The 23,279-nt window shown below is 32.0% G+C and carries 17 protein-coding genes, 2 pseudogenes and 2 riboswitches; of the genes and pseudogenes, 15 read left to right on the top strand and 4 right to left on the bottom strand.

Annotation, left to right across the window (positions count from 1 at the left end):
* The first annotated feature begins 565 nt into the window (after window positions 1-565).
* From ACIQZI_RS13275 to ACIQZI_RS13320, 10 genes are all read left to right on the top strand, one after another.
* Complete coding sequence (locus ACIQZI_RS13275; protein WP_403074032.1) at window positions 566-742, top strand: DUF6884 domain-containing protein; 177 nt, start codon at window positions 566-568, stop codon at window positions 740-742.
* A 193-nt stretch (window positions 743-935) separates the two neighbouring features.
* A complete protein-coding gene (locus ACIQZI_RS13280; RefSeq protein ID WP_403073690.1) occupies window positions 936-1,469 on the top strand; it encodes a hypothetical protein in 534 nt (177 codons plus the stop codon).
* The gene (locus ACIQZI_RS13285) at window positions 1,418-1,636 is read left to right on the top strand and encodes an HNH endonuclease (protein ID WP_403073692.1); all 219 of its coding nucleotides are present in this window, start codon (window positions 1,418-1,420) and stop codon (window positions 1,634-1,636) included. Before ACIQZI_RS13280 ends, ACIQZI_RS13285 begins: the two co-directional genes overlap by 52 nt.
* A 155-nt stretch (window positions 1,637-1,791) precedes the next feature.
* Window positions 1,792-2,220: a hypothetical protein gene (locus ACIQZI_RS13290; protein ID WP_403073694.1), complete on the top strand. Its 429-nt coding sequence runs from the start codon at window positions 1,792-1,794 to the stop codon at window positions 2,218-2,220.
* A gap of 348 nt (window positions 2,221-2,568) precedes the next feature.
* Window positions 2,569-2,712: a hypothetical protein gene (locus ACIQZI_RS13295; RefSeq protein WP_403073696.1), complete on the top strand. Its 144-nt coding sequence runs from the start codon at window positions 2,569-2,571 to the stop codon at window positions 2,710-2,712.
* Window positions 2,713-2,736: 24 nt separating this feature from the next.
* Entirely contained in the window at window positions 2,737-4,245 is a 1,509-nt protein-coding gene (locus ACIQZI_RS13300) for a hypothetical protein (RefSeq protein WP_403073698.1), read from the top strand.
* Between the two features lie 514 nt (window positions 4,246-4,759).
* A complete protein-coding gene (locus ACIQZI_RS13305) occupies window positions 4,760-5,650 on the top strand; it encodes a hypothetical protein (RefSeq protein ID WP_403073700.1) in 891 nt (296 codons plus the stop codon).
* A gap of 12 nt (window positions 5,651-5,662) precedes the next feature.
* On the top strand, window positions 5,663-6,166 hold the full coding sequence (locus ACIQZI_RS13310; protein WP_403073702.1) for a hypothetical protein: 504 nt from the start codon (window positions 5,663-5,665) through the stop codon (window positions 6,164-6,166).
* Window positions 6,150-8,159 carry a V-type ATP synthase subunit I domain-containing protein gene (locus ACIQZI_RS13315; RefSeq protein WP_403073704.1) on the top strand — a complete coding sequence of 670 codons (2,010 nt, stop codon included), beginning with the start codon at window positions 6,150-6,152 and terminating at the stop codon, window positions 8,157-8,159. Before ACIQZI_RS13310 ends, ACIQZI_RS13315 begins: the two co-directional genes overlap by 17 nt.
* A 745-nt stretch (window positions 8,160-8,904) precedes the next feature.
* A complete protein-coding gene (locus ACIQZI_RS13320; protein WP_403073706.1) occupies window positions 8,905-9,762 on the top strand; it encodes a DUF4062 domain-containing protein in 858 nt (285 codons plus the stop codon).
* Window positions 9,763-9,781: 19 nt separating this feature from the next.
* On the opposite strand, the gene ACIQZI_RS13325 is transcribed toward ACIQZI_RS13320, so the two are convergent.
* A complete protein-coding gene (locus ACIQZI_RS13325; RefSeq protein ID WP_403073708.1) occupies window positions 9,782-10,783 on the bottom strand; it encodes a hypothetical protein in 1,002 nt (333 codons plus the stop codon).
* Between the two features lie 517 nt (window positions 10,784-11,300).
* On the opposite strand from ACIQZI_RS13325, the gene ACIQZI_RS13330 reads away from it, so the two are divergent.
* The 3 genes and pseudogenes from ACIQZI_RS13330 to ACIQZI_RS13340 form a co-directional block, all read left to right on the top strand.
* Window positions 11,301-11,891: a recombinase family protein gene (locus tag ACIQZI_RS13330; RefSeq protein WP_403073710.1), complete on the top strand. Its 591-nt coding sequence runs from the start codon at window positions 11,301-11,303 to the stop codon at window positions 11,889-11,891.
* A gap of 173 nt (window positions 11,892-12,064) precedes the next feature.
* Window positions 12,065-14,038 (top strand): DUF262 domain-containing protein, encoded by a 1,974-nt coding sequence (locus ACIQZI_RS13335; RefSeq protein ID WP_403073712.1) that lies wholly within the window; start codon window positions 12,065-12,067, stop codon window positions 14,036-14,038.
* Between the two features lie 592 nt (window positions 14,039-14,630).
* Window positions 14,631-14,765, top strand: a pseudogene (locus tag ACIQZI_RS13340) (Arm DNA-binding domain-containing protein); the annotation flags it as partial.
* A gap of 270 nt (window positions 14,766-15,035) precedes the next feature.
* On the opposite strand, the gene ACIQZI_RS13345 reads toward ACIQZI_RS13340, so the two are convergent.
* A complete protein-coding gene (locus ACIQZI_RS13345; protein ID WP_062180373.1) occupies window positions 15,036-16,097 on the bottom strand; it encodes a DUF3900 domain-containing protein in 1,062 nt (353 codons plus the stop codon).
* A 232-nt stretch (window positions 16,098-16,329) separates the two neighbouring features.
* On the opposite strand from ACIQZI_RS13345, the gene ACIQZI_RS13350 reads away from it, so the two are divergent.
* Window positions 16,330-17,631 (top strand): protoglobin domain-containing protein, encoded by a 1,302-nt coding sequence (locus ACIQZI_RS13350; protein ID WP_403073715.1) that lies wholly within the window; start codon window positions 16,330-16,332, stop codon window positions 17,629-17,631.
* An 809-nt stretch (window positions 17,632-18,440) separates the two neighbouring features.
* Here the strand turns inward: ACIQZI_RS13350 and ACIQZI_RS13355 are convergent.
* Window positions 18,441-18,647 carry a twin-arginine translocase TatA/TatE family subunit gene (locus tag ACIQZI_RS13355; RefSeq protein WP_062180367.1) on the bottom strand — a complete coding sequence of 69 codons (207 nt, stop codon included), beginning with the start codon at window positions 18,645-18,647 and terminating at the stop codon, window positions 18,441-18,443.
* A 672-nt stretch (window positions 18,648-19,319) separates the two neighbouring features.
* Window positions 19,320-20,123 (bottom strand): annotated as a pseudogene (locus tag ACIQZI_RS13365) (alpha/beta fold hydrolase).
* A 182-nt stretch (window positions 20,124-20,305) separates the two neighbouring features.
* Window positions 20,306-20,504, top strand: a riboswitch (cobalamin riboswitch).
* Window positions 20,505-20,651: 147 nt separating this feature from the next.
* Here ACIQZI_RS13365 and metE point away from each other — a divergent pair.
* Window positions 20,652-22,949: a 5-methyltetrahydropteroyltriglutamate--homocysteine S-methyltransferase gene (gene metE, locus ACIQZI_RS13370; RefSeq protein WP_403074034.1), complete on the top strand. Its 2,298-nt coding sequence runs from the start codon at window positions 20,652-20,654 to the stop codon at window positions 22,947-22,949.
* A gap of 179 nt (window positions 22,950-23,128) precedes the next feature.
* Window positions 23,129-23,228, top strand: a riboswitch (SAM riboswitch).
* Window positions 23,229-23,279 lie beyond the last annotated feature (51 nt).

A 23,279-nucleotide genomic window follows, 5' to 3' on the forward strand; every position in this document is an offset into this window, starting at 1 on the left:
TATATAGCCCCTTGGGGGCTTTTACTTATGGGTTGTTGATAGTAACAATATTATTGATACAAACTCTAATATTATTATAAGAATGCATTAAAGTATATAATATTACCCAAAAACACTTACATTTTGTAGGTGTTTTTTTGGTAAGGGATTGTTAAAACTGCTTGAAATAAATTTTCATTTTGAGGTAATAACACACCTAGTCCCCCACCCCTGTTAATATTTTTACGATACGAGACCGATAATTCAAGAGATTATTAACCTTTTCTATATATCATTCTGGATTATTATGTTAATTTAATTTATGGCGAAAATACCACATCGTTAGGTTTTCTTCGCATTATTACGATGATGAATTTCTCCTTTTAACTACAAATACTCCAGCTTAGAGTGATTTATAAATCGAAGGATGCGGGATTTTTTAATACTTTTTTTAGGATTATATTATACGTGGTATAATTTACCTAAAAAGAAAGATAGTGTTGAAATTGAAGATAGCATTTGTGAGTTGTACTAAATAAAAAAATTTTATCCATTTTAAGCAGGTAAGATGTATCAGAAGTTTACAATGTTTAGCAAGGCTGTTAAATACATTGAACAGAACAATTATGATAACTGGTTTATACTATCTGCTAAATATGGACTACTAAGTAAAGAGCAAATGATAGTACCATATGATTTAACATTAAAAAATATGAAAGTATCAGAACGAAAAAGTGGTCTGAAATTGTCCTTAAACAAATAGGGAATTTAAAATTTAATCAGACCACAAATTGACTTTTATGCAGGGGGAAAATATCGGGAATGCTTAATCCCAGCTCTTGAACATCAGGGTATTGTCTAATGTGCCACTGCAAGGAAAAGCAATAGGTGACCAATTACAATTCTATAAGGAAAACTCTAAGTAACAATAATTTATAGTGAAAGGGTTTAATTAGATGGCAATTCCAAAAGAGATTAGTCGAATACATGTCCTTGAAGCACTTGAAAAAACGAAGAGAGTAGGTATTGAGAGTTATAGGCAATCTACTGGTTATGACCTTGTATTTAAAGGTCAAAGGTATCCTCCTAAAGAGGTGTTACACCTAGCTAGTTTTGAAGCAGTTGGTAGAGAAGTAGATATATTGTATGGTGGAGACCAAACCAACGATAAATTGATTAATCTTGGCTTTGAAATTGTAATTAAAAATACAGATATTGAAATTGGTTTAGTTCATGTAAGAACAATGAGACTAAAGAAGAAAGAACAAAATGAAGAAATTGAACTAGAAATATTAATTGAGGATATCGAGTCTGAAGAAATCGAACAGTATGAACCAAGAGCTGAAGGAGCTGTGGTCACAATTTACGGCAGCAGATATGAACGTGATGCAACAAACCGTAAACGTGCAATTGAAATACATGGTTTGTCTTGTAAAGTATGTGGTTTAATTTTGAAGAAGTTTATGGGGCTAGAGGGAAGAACTATATAGAAGTACATCATATTAAACCTTTAAGTACACTAGAAGAAGAGATGGGCGTAGGCACTGAGAAAGACCTTGTACCAGTCTGTGCTAACTGTCATAGGATGATACCTAGAAGAAAAGATGAAGTTTTAACGGTAGAACAATTAAAGTTATTAATCAAAAATAAAATTTGAAATTAAAAGTTTGTGAATGAAGTAGTCCAGTTTGTGTCAGTTACTCGGAATAAGGCTTTGTATTCTACCCTGCCAAATGAAGAATAAAGGGAATATGTTTGAAAAATATAGTAAGACTTTAGTAGGATTGAAAGACAGATAAGGGAGGTTAAATAATGAATTATAAATTTAAAGGTTATAATTGGATTGAATTAGCAGAATGTTGGGGAATTGAAGTTGGCTATGATTATCTTAATGTAGTTGGAGAAAATGCTGATGAAATGAAAGAACTTTTAAAATCACCAGAAAGCATTGAAATAACAAAATATATTAATGGTACTAAAATGGTCTTTACAACAAATAATGAAGAAGAAGTTTTGGCAGAAAAGGTCAGAAGGCATATATTATCAAGCCTTGACAAAGAAACAGGCGATTTTAAAGATAAGCAAATCCGTATAGACTTGAATGAATTCTTAAAGGCACTCATAATACAGTCAAAAAAAGTTGATTATGCGTATCCGATTTATGAGGGAATATTGGCTGTAGAAGATGATGATACTCTTGCTAGATGGATTTGTAATAGTCTGGAGAGTTTATGGAGTTAATGCATCAACTATTTCTTAAACTGTTGTATACATATGTGTGAAACATGATAATAAAAGACACAATAATTAAAATAATGAAAGGTTTCTTGTGAAATGCGTTGTACCATATGCTTTTTGTGATTCTTTCGGGATAAGTTCTCCTTGCAATCAGCATTGCAATACGGACAAAATTCTTTGCTGTTTCTCATCAAACCACTCCTTTTAGAAAAATCCCATAGCTACAGGTGGAGCTGATATAAAAGAGGTACAAGTTTCTGATGATTTTAATGTATTATGGATTCCCAAATAGCTAATTCTACTGTATTTTCTATGAATTTAAGTATAAAGAATAAAAGAAATCGGCTAATAATGCAGAATAAAATTAAAGCAATTAATAAGGAGTTAGTTTTACAAAAAGACTGTTGGTTTTCGAGTCCCTTACAAGCTGCTGCGAATATAATGGAGCGAGGTACAGATGGAATGAATGGAATTTGTTTGCAGGACAAGACTTAAAAGAAATGGAATGAGTTATTTAGAATGCGAGAAGAATTGTTTAAAGATTTAAATGATGAGTATATAAAAGAACAGGCAGAAGAATTTAATACATATAGTAAATATATGTATTACAGTAAATTGAAGATTAGGTCTTTAGTAGCGGTAGTGATCGTATTGTTATTAGCAATGATTTGCAAATATCTTAAATGGGAGATCTTAGAAGATAATAATATCTCTAAGTCTTTGAAGGATTTTGGGATTTATGACCTGTTTGAATTAACTACTTTTAATTTTGAAATAACTATTTTTAGTTTTTATATTATTATAATTATTGTCTACAGTTCTATAACCGTTTTTTTGAAAAATAAAATAATAAAGAGAATAAATGCAGATTATACACGATTGCCATGGATGACTATTTTTAGAAAAAGAAATTTTTTTTGGATTTTTATATCTCCAGACTATTTATTAGCTAATGAAAGTAAAGATAAACTGGTGGAAAATATTGAGATTCATGAGATAAATAGCAATAAAAAACCGAGATGGTTTGAAATAAATGAAGGTTGTAGGGAACTTTCTAATTATGAATGGTTAAAAATTCAAATAGAGAGAAAATTTCTTGTTAAATGGGCTAATTGGTTAAATGTATTTTTAAGTTCAATGCTATTCGTAATAATAGTAAGTGGTTTATATTTTTTAGAAATAATCTTTAAAGAACGTGTATTCTTTGATAAATGGAGTGCGATAGTGTGGATATTTATTGCTCAGTTAATAAGTTTTAGAATTCTTTCTAGGGGTGTAGAAATTATTATCGCTTTTTATAAAGATGTTGTAAGAGTAGATTCAAAGATGTTTTATAATAAGTGGAATAATAAAGAAATGGACATTGATCAAAAATTAGATAATGCTATCTATTTAAATGGTTTCCGTTTTACAATTTTAAGGTCGCAAGGAAGATTATCTTTAGCAATACATACATTGCTAGAGATGTTTATTTTGTTTGCAGCAATTTACATAGCGTTGTCTATTAATATTACAGATTTTTGGGGTAAAGACGTTACTCCTAACCTATTAACTCCTATTCTACATAGTTTGAGTATAGGTGTTTTTAATGTTTCGTTTGACCCTAAATTTAATTTAATACAAAGTATTTTTCACGTAGCGCAAATTTTGTTGAGTTGTGTGTTAATTTTGTTATCTGTTTCACAATATTTAAATGGTGAAACTGAATTTAATGATAAAAAAAGCTTTGAATATAGATTTTATAAAGCTTTAGATACGGTAAAAAGAAAACCCGATGATAAATTAAAAAGGAGGTTTATGGAAAGTAATATAGGTGTTTATAAAATATATTATGGCGAAGGAATAAAAATAAAAGTTAGAGAAAAAAATGTACATCATAATTATATTGATAAAATTGGACTACAAAGCTGTTCTATAAAGTGGAAAAGGAGGAGATTTTCTACAAGAGGGAGTCTTGAAATCCAACATTGTAAGTCCATAACCATGAAATTTGTAGGTAAGGATAAAATATATCTTTACTTATCTTGATTACATAACCCGGATTTTTTTAAAATTATGGGATCTTTATTATTTTTTATATTTTTCAATAAAAGGTATATAATATGGTTAAAATGGAAATTAAGAACAAATCGTAAAGTTGATTTGGTATATTTTGTGGAAATGAAAAAGGGGGAACTAGGAGGAGTTTGGTAGATCATTATTATAAAAAATTCAGATCATTAGCCTACGGCTTACGGATATTTCCGTAGGCTTTATTTGTTAATAGGTACTTTTAAGATATTAGATTTGATATATAGTAGAAAATCCAAGCGTTATGATAAACAAAAGTTATAAATTAATGAAATATCGATTTTATTAATTGACTAAATTCAAATCATAATTGTTCTCTTTTTACTTATAAAAGCCCTTCTTTAACGGTAGAACTAAATTTTAAATATTATTGCATTGTTCTTTTATAGACAATAGTTCCAATAGTTAATGTTAATATATAACTAGTATAGTAAAATTTACATAGAAAGAACTTGAGAGGAAGAAAATTTTAATGAAAATTTGGGAAGGAAAAGAGTGGGAGAATCATATACAGCTACTCTTGAAAAGACATCATGGAACAGATTATCAAGATGTTTCAGATGAAGATGGTGGAGACTATGGACTTGAAGGTTTTTCTCTAGATGGTTGTGTATACCAATGTTATGCAGCCAAAGAACCTGTTACAACAGAGGAATTATATGAAAATCAAAGAGATAAAATCACGAGAGATATAAATAAATTTGTAAAAAATAAATCACATTTAACAAAAATATTTGGAGAATTACAAATTAAAAGATGGATTTTAGTTGTTCCTAGATACAAAAGTGCAAGATTACTTAAGCATACTGAAAAAAAATCACAAGAAGTAAGACAGGAAAAATTACCTTATGTAGCAAATGATTTTAAAGTATTAGTTATTACAGATGATTATTTTAAGGTCGAACAACAAGAATTGAAGAATACAACACTGAACTTTATTTCAAAAGACGTTTCATCAGAGGATATAGAAAGTTGGAAAGGTGAAAGTGAGAATTTAACTTTAATCAATAATTTAGTGAGGAAAGTCGATAAAATAAATCGATTATCACCTTCACAGAAAAATAATTTTATTGATACAACAATAAAGTATTTTATTACAGGTCAACATTTACTTTCACACTTGTTTAATTTATATCCCGATATATATGAGAGAGTAATTTCTTTTAAATCTTTTAAAGAGGACTTTATTCAATTTGGTTTACTTACAGATATGGACGAGGAGTTAAAAAAATTTCAGAGCACTTTTTTTCAGTATAAGAGTGATTTGGAGAAGGAGTTAGATGGAATAAATCCTAATTCCTTATCGGTTTTATCATATGAAGCTGTTTCAGATTGGCTAATGAGATGTCCATTAGATTTTTAAGGAGATTATAAAATGAATGAAAATGAGTATTTAGATGCTTTAGATATTAATTATAAATTTAATAAAAGGTCTTCGCCAATCCCCCCTGAACTAAGACCTATTTGGAAACTAGCGATAGTAGTATTAATTTTAGATAAATGTTGTTTGAAGTACACAAGTAGTTTTCAAAAAATGCAAATTTTATGTTGGGCTGTAAAGAATATGAAGAACCAAAGTGAGTTATTAAATTTTATAACCAATCGAAATACTGATGGTTACTTTAATCTGGTGGTTAGATATGAACCAAGTGTTAATAGAATAATAGATATTGCTTTAGCTGAAGAATATATAGAACTAGTTAATGGAAATAGAATTAGACTTACTGACAAAGGGAAGAAATTTGCTGGTGAAATTGACAAAGCAACTGACATTCTTGAAAACGAGAAATGTTTTTTCAAATTAATAGGGAAAGGTCTTAGTGAAAAACTTTTGTCGGAGTTAACAAAGGAGCTAAGAAAGAATGACATTAAAAATTAATAGGTTAATAATAAAAATTGAAACAACAGATGGAATGTTTGGAACTGACATGTTATTTAACAGAGGTCTTAATGTTCTTAGAGCAGAAAACTCCAGTGGAAAATCAACTTGTGTAAATTCAATTATATATGCTCTTGGACTTGAAGGAATGTTGACTTCTAAACATGAAGTACCTTTGCCTTACGTTGTGAAAGATAAATTAGAGTATGAGAAAGATGTCTATACAGAGGTATTTAAATCGTCAGTGTATTTAGAAATTGAAAATGATAAAAAGGACGTTATTACTTTAAAGAGGGATGTAAAGGGAGGAAATGATATTCATTTAATTACTGTATATGAAAGTTCATATAGTAGTGATTTAAACCTTCAACAGTCAAGAGATTATTTTGTTAGACAGTCTGGTAGTGCAACAAGAGAGCGTGGCTTTCATAAGATGTTAGTAGAATTTTTAAGCTGGGAATTACCAGAAGTAACAAAATATAATGGGGCACTTACTAGTCTTTATGTTGAATGTATTTTTCCTTTAATGATAGTGGAACAAAAAAGAGGATGGTCCGGGATACAAAGTAATACTCCAAAACAATTCAGTATTAAGGAAGTAGAAAAAAGAGCATTAGAATTCTTATTGGACTTAGATTCATACTCGCTTACCTTAAAACGTGAAAAGCTTATTTCAGAACTACAAGAACTGAAAAATGGTTGGAAAAATAAGATTAAGGAAGTTGAAAGTTTGCCCAAAAGGATAAATGGAAAGGTAGTAAACTTACCATTGAATCTTGACGAAAAAACTACTCTAGAAAAGACACAAATATTGGTTTATGCAAATAACAAAGCATTAAAATTAACTGAAGTGTTGAAAACAGAAATTGAGGAACTAAAAAAAATAAATGCTCGTGATTTGCAAACAGTGGAAGAAAATAGAAAAGAGTTATTAAAAAGTTTGAACCACTATGAAGAAGAATACTATAGATTAGAACAGGTATCTCAGGAATCTATTCAAAAATATGAACTTGAGCAAAAATATTTAGTTACTGTTAATAAGAGAATTGACGCTACTATTGAGGATTTAAGAAAATATAAAGATATTGAAAAAATACAAAAATTAGGTTCACTAGATGAAATGGAATTTAACACGGGATTATGTCCCACATGTCATCAAAAGGTAGAGGATTCATTATTAAAACAGCACAGTAATTCAAATCCGATGTCAATAAAAGACAACATTAAATTTCTAGAAGAACAGAAAAAAACATTTGAGTTTATAAAAAATAACTCTGAAAGAAAACTTGAGGAAAATAGCTCTCAATTAAAGACTTTAAGGGATGAAATAGAAAGAGCTAGAGAAAAAATAAGAAGTATTAAGTCAAATTTATTATTACCTGAAAATCATTTGAATGAAGATTTAATTAGAGAAAGGGTAATTTTAAAAGAAAAAATTAAATTTAAACAAGAAATAATGAATGATTTCGAACTGGTGATGGGTGGCTTTGAGAATATAAAAGAAGAATTTACTTTGGTAAATAAACAATTAAAAGAAATACCTGACAATCTTCTTTCAAAAAAGGATAAACAAAAGTTACGGATTCTAGAAAAGAAATTTAAAGAACATGTAAGTGCATATGGTTTATCAAGTGTTGATACATCCTCATTATATATATCATTTGATACATACAAACCTATGCTTGATGGATTTGATTTAGAATCTAACCTATCTGCAAGTGATTTAATTAGAACGATATGGGCTTATTATATTTCGTTAACAGAAGTAGAAGGAACTAACCACTTAAATTTATTAATTTTAGATGAACCAAAACAACAAAGTGCAGATAAAATGAGTTTTAATAATCTATTGAAGGAATATTCTAAAATAAAAAACACTCAAGTTATTTTTGCAACAAGTGAATCTGAAAAGGATATTAAACCTGTCTTAGATAAAATAAAATGTAAATTAATTAATGTTAGCGAAGGAAAGATTTTTAAACGAATTGATTAATAATTAAAACAGTTGATACCATGAATAAAATGCTTAAGGATTTGCAAGTAGTCCTAATTATAAGAGGATGTGAGTAAATAATAAGCGTGTTTCGCATCATGGATTTTTAGCCATCTTCCTCCTACATACCTTTACAGGAAAGTAGGAGGATTGAAAAGTGGTTTATATGAAATTCGTTAATGAGATAATAATTTTTAAATGATACTAAATTGAAACAAAGGAATGAAGATGAGTTTTATCTATTTTTCTAATATGTTAAAATTAACAGTTTGAACCGACGTATAGACCGTACGAATATTAGGTAGAAAACTGTCGGAGTGGTGTGGATAAACATTGATATATCAACACTTTCTAGGGGCTAAATGTGGTACTGGTGTCTGCCACGGTCTTCAAAACCGGGAAGCAGGGTATTAACTACCATTAAAATAATTACATACAAATAAAAAGCCAGTTAACAGGTTTAAAGCTGACTGTCTTTTGTTTTTTCCTTTTCTCAATAAATTTTTGATTTTATTCAATATTAGTAGTTTTCTTCTGTAAGGATAATATAAGTTGTTTGTAAAAAAGGAATTGATTTAGGATTCATGGTATATTTTATTTAGAAATAAAAATTGTAGGGTTTATCTGATTTTGAGGTGACTATCTAGTTAGGCGAGAGCATGTATAAATGAGACAGAATCGCTGGAGGTTTTCAAGTACGAGGTATAGAATACAAGAAAATTAAAATTTTGGTGGTGTATAGTTATTGAGTTATAATGCAAAAGTTTTTAGAGTTCTAATTGCATCTCCCTCAGATGTAACAAAAGAAAGAGAGCTTATACCCGAAGTTATTTATAAATGGAACACTATCAATTCAGAAGAAAAAAAGGTAGTGTTACTTCCAGTAAAGTGGGAAACACATAGTACGCCACAGATGGGGAGTAGACCTCAGGAGATTATTAATAAACAAATTATAGGATCTACAGATATTCTAATTGGGGTATTCTGGACAAAACTTGGTACTCCAACAGGAGTTGAGGAATCTGGCACTGTTGAGGAAATTCGTCAGTTTATTGATGCAGAGAAACCTACGCTCCTTTATTTTTCTGAAATGCCAGTTGTTATGAAAAGTATTGATTTAGCTCAGTATACAAGGTTACAAGAATTTAAAGAAAGTTGCTATAAGCAAGGGTTAGTACGTAGTTATGATAGTGTGGATGAGTTTACAGAACTCCTAAGCAATCATCTGACATCGACTGTACGTGAATTAAATGGTGAATTTACAGAATTAGAAGCCAAGCCATCAAACAATTTGTTACTTAACTATGAAAAAGTTTTAAGACGTTATGAAACAGAATGGAGCTTTGAAAGAGATGGTTCGCCAGTTAATGTAAATGAAGGAAAACGGATACTAAATCGTATGTATAATGAACTACTAGCTATAAGCGTTGAGGGTCTATATGAAGATAACTCAGAAAAACAGAGCATTCTTCATAAGAGCTTAACGAAGATTAAAGGATTAGAGAAACATCAATTATACCTCGATGGTGGGAAATCCTATAGTGAGTTTTGGAGACTAGGTGACAGTGTATTTGAAGATCTTAGAAATGGGATTTTAACTTAATTATCTTTGTGCAACAGTATTATCTTTCTGTAGATAATACTGTTGCAAGGTTGAGAAGAAAAGTGAGACCAGATACTTCATCGTCAGACTGAGTATTTATTCTTCTATTTTCAATTCCCGTTCCTAATGCTACTCCTGTATCTATAATATCCGATCTTGTACCTACTGGTTGTCCCATTGACAAACACAAACTATCTTTTTCATTTGGGGAAAGGATATTTTTAAACCTCGTTGCTCGTTCTATCCTCATTTTAGCATCAATATCAATTAGTATAGGTCTAATATGGCTGTCGACAAAATCATTGGAATCATACATTAAATCAGTTATAGAAACATTTGAATTCAATGAGTTTTTAAATTGTTGAGAAAAACGAAGCATTTTTGACCAAAACAAGGGGAGGTAGTCTCTTAGATTGTATCTGGTCTCTAAGATTACTTCGGGATTAGCTGCTTTTATTGGGGGAAGAACTAGATCTATAGATTTCATAGCAAGAATAGATGCAAGAAACTTAGTAGAATATTTATCAGCTTGCATGTGTTGATGGATATGATTTTTTCCGAAAATGGGTATAAATCCCTGTTGTAATTTATCTTTATAGTGATCCTCATCTTGATTATGAGCTAAAGTAACTTCCATAGGATTTACTCTAACTTTGTATGTATTCAGTTCACCAGGAGCGCCCTGCTTTACCAATTCAGCATTCATTACCCTGTTATTTGGAAAAAAATCAGACATTAAAATTTCACCAAATAATTTATGATTATGAACAGAAAAATCTAATACTGTTTTCAGGTATCTATTAGCAGTGATTTGTTGATTAGCTGTTAAATTTATTAAAGGATTTGAATCATTTGAAGAAACAGCTTGTATTTCGATCTCTATTTTTTCAGAAGAGTTTTGAAATCTATACCTTTCTGCAAAGTTTATCACATATTCAAGATTGTTAGGTAAATGAATTTTATCAAAGAGTAAACACATAGTTGTCAGTAGTCTTGCGTCGTTTATATAAAACCCAGACATATAAATGCCAGTAAAGGTAGAGAATTCTGGTTTAAATAGATTTATGATAATCACCTCTTTTTAAGTTAACAATATTATAACATATTAAATATTAAGAATGGAGAATATTAGGAAGCATTGATGTAAGAACTAAAATCTTATAGCTTTTTTGGTCATTTATCCTATGGGATAATTTATGTTGCTGTTTTGAAGGACGTTAAGGGGATGGATGCTAAGCAGATTAAATTGTTGTAAATCCTTTATTATATCATTACTACGTGACAAAATTAGTCAATCGTTTTATTCGGTGTTTTAGTATCGATGATTACAAAAGAGTGTGTATGAGCCCAAACTGTAGTCGATTTGCTACCAACAATAAGAGTAAGTCTTTATGGAGATGTAATGAAGATTTAGCTAAGGGAAATAGAGATATATAAAATCTCATATGAGTATACTCTATTGATACATTTTGGGATGATTGATATACTTAGGTTATAAGTGTCTCATATACATGTATCAAAATGTGAGGGGTGTTGGGATGAAATATGGTTATGGTCGTGTATCGTCAGCAGGGCAAAATCTAACTTCACAGATTAAACAATTGCAAGAGACAGGGTGTGACACGATTTTTAAAGAGAAGGTTAGCGGAAGAAAGAAAGAGGATAGAGAGCAATTCAATCTACTCCTTGAGACTGTGCAAGAAGGTGACAAAATTGTTGTTACGAAGTTAGACCGATTTGCGAGAAGCACAAAGGATGCTTTAAACACAATTGAATACTTAAACAACAAAGGTGTCTCCCTGATGGTCTTGAACATGGGAGGGGACAAGGTTGATACAGGAACAGCGATTGGTAAATTAATGATTACTGTTCTATCTGGTATAGCCGAATTTGAAGCTGACATGATTAAAGAAAGACAATTGGAGGGTATTGAAGAAGCCAAAAAAAGAGGTGTATACAAAGGAAGACCTAAGAAGTACACAGAGAGGAATACAGGATTGCAACATGCTCTTAATTTATTTCATAATAGAGATATAAATAAGATGACCGTTAAAGAGATTGAAGAGATAACGAAGATAAGCAGAGCGACATTGTACAGAGCGGTCAAGGAGCGGGAGGGAAAACAATGACAATAATAACGGAAGCCATTTGGCTATCTGAAAAAGTTTTGTGAGGTATAGGTCATTTGATATAATTAATCTTGTGAATTTTCGTAAAAATGTTATGAGTTGATTTTTATATAACGGATTTTTTATATAGCTTTAGTTAAAGGAAATTATTTGTATCATAACAGGAGGAAATAATGCAAGCACATGAAACAAAAATTCAACCAATCATAGAAGGCACAAAACAATATTTAGTACCTATGTTTCAACGAACCTATAGTTGGAAAATTAATGAATGGAAACAACTTTGGGAAGATATACTTGAAATTGACGATCTTGAGGAAAATAAGGGACACTTTATTGGTTCAATTGTTAGTATGCCAGTACCTTCTGCTCCTCATGAGGTTCAGAAATATTTATTAATTGACGGTCAACAGAGACTTACTACAATAGTAATAATTTTAGGAGTAATCCGAGACCTTGCAAAAGAAAATGATAGCATAAGGCTATCAAAAGAAATCAATAATACATTATTAATAAACGAATATGAAGATGGTGACTCCAGATTTAAGTTACTACCTACTCAAGCTGATAGAGCAAGTTTTAGAGAAATAATTTTTCCTAATAGTGATGGTAATATCGACAATAACAGTTTAATTATACAGGCATACAACTATTTTAAAAAGCAAATAAGTAGCTCTGATATTGAACTAAGACAACTAAAAACCTCATTAACAAATAGGCTTTCATTAGTCAGTATTGTATTAGCATCTGATGACAACCCTTATTTAGTATTTGAAAGTTTGAATGCTAAAGGAAGACCTTTAACACAATCTGATTTAATAAGAAATTTCTTTTTTATGAGGATAAATCAAGAACAACATGATTTAATTTATAATCAATACTGGAAGCCAATGCAAGAAACATTAGGAGATTTCTTGACTGAATTTATAAGACATTTTTTAATGAAACAAGGGAAGTTAGTAAGGAAAAGTGAGGTATATATCAAATTAAAAGAAACTGCAGAAAAAGAAGTTGCTCTAGAATATATACAAAAAATATATACATATTCAACTTATTATAATAAGTTAATATATCCAAATGCTGAAAATGATAAAGAATTGAGAGCTAGTTTAAGTAAACTAAATAGAATCGAAGCAACAACTTCTTATCCGTTATTATTAAATCTTTATAATTTATATAATGACAATATTATTAACAAAAATGAATTTAAAGAAATTTTGGATGTTCTAGAAAATTATTTAATACGTAGGTTTGTTTGCGATATACCTACAAACGAACTTAATAAGATATTCCTATCCTTATGTCAAAAAATCGAAGGCTATAAAGGTGTAGAGGTTGTTAAAGAGATAAAATCCGCTCTTCAAAATAAGGGCTACCCTAAGGATACAGAGTTTAAATATAATCTAATACATTCAAGGTTGTACTCTGCAGGTGACAGAAGTAGAAAAACGAGGTTAATATTGGAGATTATTGAAGAGTCCTTTAATCATAAGGAAAAAATTGATTTTCATAATTTATCTGTGGAACACATCATGCCCCAAACACTAAAGCAAATTTGGAAAGAGGAGCTAGGCACTGCTTGGGAGGAAGTACATAATCAATATTTGCACACTTTAGGTAATTTAACACTCACTGCATATAATTCTGAACTGTCTAATGAAACATTTGCTGTAAAAAGAGAACAGCTAAACAATAGTCATTTAGAATTGAATAAATATTTCAAGGATATCGAAAAGTGGGATGAATCGAATATTAAAGATAGAGCAAGTAGTTTGGCTGAAAGGTGTTTAGTTATTTGGGCTTACTTTGGTTCAGAAGAATTTGAGATTAAAGATGTCAAAGGAACATCACCTAGATTACTTTATTTCTTTAATAGGTGGCATGAGGTTAATTCGTGGAGAGACGTATGGGCAACAACTATAAATAAAATTATTGAAAAGGACGAGAAAAATTTAGACGTATTACTAGAAAATTACCCGAATTTAGTATCTAGAGATAACAAGGCATTTAAACGAAATTATGTTTTAAATAATAATATTTACATTAATGTAGATTTGGATGCCCGGGATGTTTATAGACTTTGTAATAGGATATTAGAGTTACTAAAAATAGATAAAGAAGAATGGTCAGTTGAAATAAAAAATTAAATGTTATGATTAATTTATTGAATTAAAACACTTACTAAATATTGTGAGTGTGTATTAGTTTGTTAAACGGGATATGTTTCTTCAATTTTTTCTTACTTTGTTAACGTTTCTAAAGAAATAGAATAAATGTTAGGGACGCTTTTAACTATTGTTATTTATAATTTTTTTGAAATGTTTAAGAGCTCATCTGTCCTCAAAATCAAATTGGAAAACCTATTGAATTAACTTATTCCTCCATATGTGATAAAATGGAATTAATCCGTACATAGTTCAAATTATTAATTAGAGCTATTTACGAACTATGCAATACCTTCACATATAAATAGGAAGAAATAAGTTAGATAACGTTGATTTAATCATGTTTTGTATAAAATTCTATGTCACGTACAGACCGTATCGCAAAATATATTGCATTTGGAATACGTTGGAGCGTAAATAATACTCGTATTTAAAGCTAATATTGTAGGCACTCTTGAAGAGTGTCTTTTTTATTTATGTAAGAACATAAAAAAATCAATGAAACTTGTAAATATTTGATAAAATATATTTAAGGAACTTATTGACTGTTAGGAAACTAGGAGGTTTTTTAACAGTGAAAGGTAGTATCAAGAAGGACAAGAAAACAGGTAAGTATTACTATGTAATCGATATGGGCATTGACCCATTAACAGGGAAACGGACACAAAAAAAGAAGAGGGGTTTCATCTTTAAGAAATGCTACCAGAACAGGTGAAATAGTTGTGAAAGGCATCCGATAAAGTAAGGGTGCCTTTTTTATTGTACAGATAAATATTAATAGGAAAAACCACTCTGCTTTTTTGCAAGCGGAGTGGCTCCAGAAGTATAATTTCATTAAATGGAAACCTAAAATACAAGCCATAAGACCTTGATTTTTTATTTCTTGTGGTCACAATCGTGGTCACAAAAATGCGTGGAATCACAGTTATATCAACACTTTTAGCGTTCAAACATACCCAACAAACCCCTTAATATTCACCTATTCCTTCTGCCGTATCCTCTCCAAAATCGCCATCACATCATCAGGCTTATGAAATTCAATCGGTGACACGCCTTTCTCAAACACAATTGATTCTGCATCCAATAGCAACACATAACGACCATTAATTTTCCCTAAATGGACATTCTCGCCGAAATCAGAAAGCAATCCTTTCACAGAAGTATTGCCAATTGTCATCCGCATTTCTGCATCAGGTGTATGTTCAACGATTTGTGCTGTGGCTTCAATCACTTGATGTGTGTCGAGTCGCTCTTGAATCTCACGTTTTTCGCTCGCTTCCCAAACTTCCATCGCCTGTTCAAATTGTTGCAGTTCTTCGCTGTTATCAGCGAATGTTTCTTGAACATGCTCCTGTACCATATTCATGACTTGTGCTTTCAAAATTTCTGGCATGGATTCACCATAATCAACGAATTTCAAGAAATCTTCGAAATAACGAGCATGTGAAGCTTGATGAATTTTCAGTTCGCCAGGTTCAACCATGCCTTCTTCTGGCATGTAGGGATATTGGATGGATTTCATGTTTTTCGTTGTGATGGCCATTTCTACGTTGCGAATTAAAGTTGCTTCGTCCGAGATAGAAGCGACTTTAGGTTCGAAATCGCATTTAAGCAGGAATACGAATGGTTCATCAAAGTATTTTGTTAATTTTGCACTTGCAATGAGAAAAACCCCACCGCGAACTGCACTTGTGTCTAAATATGCGCTGACAAATTGCTCATTTTCTTCATGAAATTGTTCCTTTGAGTCCGCAAAACGAACACGATTGAATAAATTATAGTTCGGATTAGAGTCTAACTCATGACCTTCCTCGACGATAAAAAAGCCAATTTTAGTTGGAACTTGTTCGGCTTTTGGATGCCGATCTACTTTACGCTTGCTAATCTTCATTAATTCCCCATCAAGGAAATCCTTGAGTGAACTTTCTTCATACTCTTCTTCGTCCAATGTTTGGAAATGCTTATATCGCTTGTCCGCCTGATCACCTTTTCCCTCGACGGATATAACGTAAAAGGATAAATATTGTATTGAAAAATCCATTGCATTCACCTATTTTCTTTATTTCATGCTTATTTAGTATAAGAATGCGTGCTTGTTCCGTCAATGAGCATGTTTTAGTTTTTGATAGAACAGGGATGTTCAATCATTAAGAAATAGTATTCATTCAATTGGCAGGAAAGCGAGTGTTAAATTTACCATTGTTGTTAAAGTTTTAAAATTTTTACCGATATATAATTAAACGATTTAATACAGTTTTGAGGAGCTAAGATTAATGAACCCATTTATTAAGAGAAACAAAAAAAAACATGAGGGAAACTTGTACGAACAATATGAAGAGATCGTTGAGATTAATGTTGAAAACTATCAGGATGTTTTAACTCAAATGAACATGATTCAACTAACGAAAAAAGATTTATGTATTGCGCGTTCGTTTCAGCCATTGGTTAAAGAAAATTTAGAAGAGATTGTTGGAAATTTTTATCTGAATTTAGAAAAACAGCCGGGGCTGATGAGAATTATTCAAGATAATAGTTCAGTTGAACGATTGAAAAAAACATTGTTTCGACATATATATGAAATGTTTAGTGGACAAATTAATGATGAATACATAAAGCAGAGAAATATCATTGCACATGTGCATGTTAGAATTGGGTTGCAACCAAAATGGTATATGTGTGCATTTCAAGATTTACAAAAATCATTAATTGATTTGGTTACACCAATGGCAGAAACTATTGAAGAGTACCGTGAAATCGTACTTGTAATCACAAAACTATTAAGCTTAGAACAACAAATCGTTCTGGAAGCTTATGAATTGGAAAGTGAAGAGATCCGTAACCAAATTGAATCGGAAAAACAAGTTATTAAAACGACTATACAAACAAACACTCATGAATTAGCGGCAGTCAGTGAAGAAACGAATGCTGCTACACAAGAAATTCAGAATAAAATCAGTGAAATTCAATCTTTAACAGAGGTAGGCTCCAATATTGCAATTGATACTGTTCAAAAGTCAAAAGAAGGAGTTACTCTTTTGAAAAATGTGGAAACGTTGATGGTCAACTCTCAAGAAGCCATGAATCAATTCTCTAACCAGATGGAGCACTTAACTAATACTTCGCTTAAAATAAATGGAGTGGTTACAATGGTTACACAAATCGCTGACCAAACAAATTTATTGGCGTTGAATGCTGCAATCGAAGCAGCAAGAGCTGGTGAAAATGGTAAAGGGTTTGCTGTCGTAGCAGGAGAAGTAAGGAAGCTTGCTGAAAATACGAAGAAATCAGTATCTGAAGTTTCATTGTTAATTAGTGGAATCCAATCTTATACAGAAGAGATGAGCTCCTTTATAAATTCAGTCAAGGATGATATGAAGAATGCAAAGGAACATTCTGGAGAAACGACGGTGTTTTTTAATCAAATTCTATCTGCGATGGAAAAAGTAATGAAACAAAATGTGAATATAGCTGGTGAAATGACCGATTTTACAGAAATCTTCCAAAGTCTTAGCTCTGGGTTTGATAAAGTAGCCGTTTCTTCAGATGAATTAAGTCGCTTAACGACAAATTTATAAGTTGAAAACTAAGGAATCTGAATCGAAAGATAAATGAGGGTGTCCCATAAAGACCTAGCACTCTAAATCAGTATACAGTGTTCCATACACTAATTTTGTGCTGTATTTAGTTATTGCGAGGTCTGACCTTTGATTTCGAGAATAATTATTACAGGAATTTCCTCGTTAGAATATATAATAATTCTCTAGTCAATTAAAAAATGAAGTAAAAAGCCAAATAAACATTTTTGTTATGAAAAACCCGAATTTCCAATGAAATTCAGATCTCATCTGAAAAAATTTGGTGATTGAGTTTACGGTTATTTCAACATTAACCCCGTTAGAATATTTAATTTACTCCTATTCTCAAAAAAGTAAAAGTAAAAAATGTTTCTTTAAGGGGCGGATTGAGAAAAATGTATCTGAAGCTAAATTAAAGGAAGCTAGAAAAGACAAGAGATTTCCTATTATTAGATAGGAATTTTAAATTATGCTAATGTATATTTTTGGTTCAATAGATAGCTGTCAGTGTGCTATTTAAAAGTCTACAAATAAAAACCTTGTCTGCTGATTAAAAAAATGGTATAGTAATAAAGCGATGAGCTAATTTGCATAAGACGAGGAACATGCTTAACGCACGTTAGGGATGTGGCCCAACGGTTTCTCGCCGCAAACGCATCAAAGACGCCTGCTTTGCAGGCGTCTTTTTCAATGTAATAAATGGAAACTAGGTTACCCTAAAAAACACGTAATTAGATCTCGCATTTTAGGTTATAAAGACTATTAATTGTGTGTAGTGTGCACAAACTAACCATTATTGGAAATCACGTTTATTTTTTTGAAACTTCTTTTGCAATTTTTATGTCTTCTTTTACATCCTCTTTAATATCATCTGTTAATTCTTTTGTCGCTTTTTTAAATTCCCGTAGTGAATTTCCGACGGCTCGTCCAATTTCAGGAAGCTTACTAGGACCAAAGACGATAAGTGCTAATATAAGGATGAGAATTAAACCTGGCACACCAATATTGGAAAACATATTTTCACTCCTCTTGTGTAGATATCTATTATTATAGACTTTTATCAAGCGTTTGCAAGATGGATATTTAGCGTAAGACTCCTGATCATACTAAGAATAAAAAAGTAAAATGAATTGTATTTTTCTCAATCATTTAGGCTTGCAATCTTTGTTCATTTCAGATATTATACTAATACAAGCTGCGTTGTACGTATTGATAATTAAGTTTTAACCTTTAAGCTGTAATAGGGAGTTTTATATCAAAACAAGAATGTCAGGCCTTTTTCATTGACTGAGGACATACAGGACTGTTTTTGCAAACACCCACTTTGAGGAGTGGTGGTTTAAAACTTTATTACTGAGCTTACGGCAATGGCGGCTACCTAATTGTTAGGGACAAAACCAGTTCTTTATAGAACTGGTTTTTTTAATATTCCAAAAGAAATCTCTCGTATCCAAGGATCCAATTCTTGGGTATGGGAGTGTTCTACATATATGTCTTAAGATTTTCCACGCCTCAGGAAACAGCTAAAGTACATGAATCTCATCAATTCTAAGGATTCAGTATCTGTTTTTAACTCCGCCAATTCATTAATATATTGTCTTCATTCGTCTAATCTATCTTACCAACATTTTAATCTTTTTATGAAAGAACAGATGTGTTCCTGCAAAAGGAGCTCATTTAAATGAAAATTATAATAAGACTTTTAGCAGTTCTTGATTAAATTTGTCTTTTTCATCATAAAAAAGACCATGTCCGCTATTTTCAAAAGGAATGAGTTTAGACTGAGGGATATTCTTGTGCATCACCTGAGCTAATTCATACGGACATACTTGATCTTTTTTACCATGCAGAATAGTTGTTGGAATCCTGATTGCAACTAAGTCGTTTCTTAGATCTTCATCACGTAAGGATTCAGAAGCCTTCATTGTCCCTTGACCAGATGCTTCAAAACCAAGTGTCAAAAACCAGTCGTTAAATTCACGACTAATTTTACTTGCAAAAAACATCTTGCCGAATTCATCAAGTATCTTTGGTCGATCCTGATAGGCTTGACTAATAATTGAATTTACTGCCGAAACCGGCATTCCATACGGAAAGTTATTCCTTTGAACAAACGATGGGGCTGCAGCACCTGCAAGAATTAATTGGCTAATATTGTGCCCGGCGTGTCTAGACATATAACGGGTTGCAATGACACCACCGATTAAAAAGGCAATTAAAGTAGGATTAGTTAATTTTAACGTGTCAATAATCCCGCGGATATCATCAGCCATTTCGTTATACGAGTATAAGCTAAAGGGGCGATCTGATTTTCGAAATCCACGTAAGTCAAGTGCAATGCAGCGAATCCCGTATTCAGGCAGAATATCTAACTAATATTCGTACATTTTATGATTGACAGGCCAACCATGAATAAATAAGGCTGGTTTCCCATTTCCAATATCCTCTACAAAAATATTTACATTGTTATCAGTCTGGATATAATAGGCCATTAAATCACCCTCTCATTCACCGGTATATGGATCGAATGATGAAAAAAATGATAAGATATTCGAAACTATTTACAACGTTTATCCCTGAATTATCTGACCAAATAAAAAGATACTTGCGAAATCAGACAAGATGATATAATCTTAATCCCAATAAACTTTTTATTGCGAGAATTCAAAAAATGAATAATATTCAAACGATAGGTGTTAAAAGCAACAAGCAACATGTTTTTAACTTAAAAGGGAAGTTCGGTGTAAATCCGACACGGTCGCGCCACTGTTATGGGGAGTTCTTTATCGTTAACCACTGTTTCATCATGAAATGGGAAGGGATAGAAAACGATGAACCTAAGTCAGGAGACCTGCCTATTGGATGCGCTTATTACCTACGCGAAAATAGGGAGGAGTGATAGCCGTATGTTGAAACTGATTGCTAGTCTCAACTCTAGTTAACTATGTCTATCATTAGTCTCTCTTTATTGCAAAGAGAGACTTTTTTATTGAGGCAATTAAAATTGAAATGGGGGAACAATAATGGGAATTAAAAGTTCAAACGTAGGCTATCCGAGAATTGGTGAAAATCGCGAATGGAAAAAATGTTTAGAATTGTTTTGGGCAGGAGAGCTGACCGAGTCGCAATTTACAAGCAAGATGGAAGAAATTCGCCTATCACATTTACGAAAACAACAGGAAAAAGGAATTGATCTCATTCCTGTCGGTGATTTCAGTTATTATGATCATGTATTAGATACAGCTGTTATGTTTGGGCTCATCCCAACACGATTTAAAACAGAAGGAAAGCAACTTTCACTTCAAACCTATTTTGAAATTGCCAGAGGCAGTAAAGGTAAAGTAGCATCAGAAATGACAAAATGGTTCAATACAAACTATCACTATATCGTGCCCGAGTTAGAAGATGCACAACCGGTTTTAGTAGAAAACTGGCCATTGAAATTATATAAAGAAGCAAAAGAAAAATTAGGGATAAATGGGAAGCCTGTCATCCTCGGGCCGATCACTTTTTTGGCATTGTCAAAAGGATACGATGATCAAAAACGCAAGGAATTGTTACAAGCGCTTATTCCACTTTACGTCGAAGTATTGCAACAATTAGAAGAAGCGGGTGCTGAGTGGATACAAATTGATGAACCACTTTTAGTAAAGCAGATTGATCGTGAAATTTTACGTGATGTTAATGAAGTGTACACAGCTTTTAAAAAGTCCGTCCCAAACGTAAAAATCATTCTACAAACGTATTATGAAAGTATCGAACATTATCAAGCCATCGTTCAATTACCAGTTGCAGGAATTGGTCTCGATTTTGTTCACGACGAAAACATGAATATTGCTCAATTACAAGCAATTGGTTTCCCGAAAGATAAGGTTTTGGCAGCAGGAGTCATTGACGGCCGAAATGTCTGGAAAGCCAATTTACAAGAGAAAGCAAAACTCATCGGAACATTAACAAGTATAGTTGACGATAATCGTCTCATAATTCAACCATCTTGTAGCTTACTTCATGTTCCTGTGACAGTGAAAAGTGAACAAAGCTTAGAGGCCATTGTTAAAAATGCACTATCTTTTGCAGATGAAAAACTGGATGAAGTGGTCTTGTTAACGAAATTTGCAAAACATGAACTAACTGTTGAAGAGCTTGACAAATGTGACCAAGCAGTTAGATTATTAAATCATTCATCGTTCCGAAACGTGAGAGAAGTGCAAGATACATTAGTAAATTTATCTCATTATTCAATAACTCGCGTAGATGCAAGCGAACGAAAAGCATTGCATGATAAACGATGGGATTTACCATTACTTCCAACGACAACAATCGGTAGTTTCCCGCAAACGAAAGTGGTACGAAAGCAACGTTTGAAATGGCGAAAAGGGGAACTATCAAACGAACAGTATGAGCAATACATTAAAGAAGAAATTAAAAAGTGGATTGATATTCAAGAAGAACTTGGTTTAGATGTACTCGTTCATGGTGAATTTGAACGGACAGATATGGTTGAGTTCTTTGGTGAAAAATTAGCAGGTATTGCGATTACAACGTATGGCTGGGTGCAATCATATGGTTCACGTTGTGTTAGACCACCAGTTATTTTTGGTGATGTCGTCTTAACAAAACCAATGACAGTAAAAGAAACGGTTTATGCGCAAAACTTGACCACAAAACCTGTAAAAGGCATGTTAACAGGCCCTGTGACCATTTTAAATTGGTCATTTGTGCGTGATGACATAAGTCGTAAAGATGTCTTAAGTCAATTGGCATTGGCAATCCGACAGGAAGTCGAAGCTTTAGAAGCAAGCGGTATCGGTATGATTCAGGTCGATGAACCAGCCTTAAGAGAAGGATTGCCGTTGAAAACAGAAAAAACTGAAACCTATTTAAAAGTAGCGGTTGATGCTTTTAAATTATCAACATCGTCTGTGAAGGAAGAAACACAAATTCATACTCATATGTGTTATGCGAACTTTGAAGATATTATTGAAGCCATTGATGCACTTGATGCAGATGTCATCTCGATTGAAACGTCAAGAAGTCATGGTGAATTAATTCGCTCATTTGAAGAACATTTGTATCATAAGGGGATTGGTCTTGGCGTTTATGATATTCATAGCCCGCGTGTACCAACATTGGAAGAGTTATCACAAAATATAGAACGTGCCCTGCAAGTCTTAGATTACCGTTTATTCTGGGTTAACCCTGACTGTGGTTTAAAAACGCGCGGTATTGAAGAAACAGTCGTGGCATTAAAATTAATGGTAGAAGCAACAAAGCTTTATCGTGAAAAGCTTGAAGTAAAACAAACACTGAATGTATAAGAAGGATAATAAAAGGTGTAGGAAATATGGTGAATGCTTAAGAGAAAATGCTTAGGCCTTAATAGCGACTTATCAAACGAATGAATAATCGTTTTATTCGGAATTTTCACCAAATTATTTCTTGACATTTGTTAATCACAGCTATAGAGTAATAGTTAATTAAAACTAAATATGTAACTTTCTTATCCAGAGAGGTGGAGGGACTGGCCCTTTGATACCTCAGCAACAGACTTTTTTGTACTGTGCTAATTCCAGAAGCGAAAAGCTTGAAGATAGGAAGAGTGAATAGCCATGGTGCAAAAACCTCTTCTGATCTTAAGAAGAGGTTTT

This window comes from Peribacillus sp. NPDC096379 (genome assembly GCF_044762875.1).
Classification (GTDB): domain Bacteria; phylum Bacillota; class Bacilli; order Bacillales; family DSM-1321; genus Peribacillus.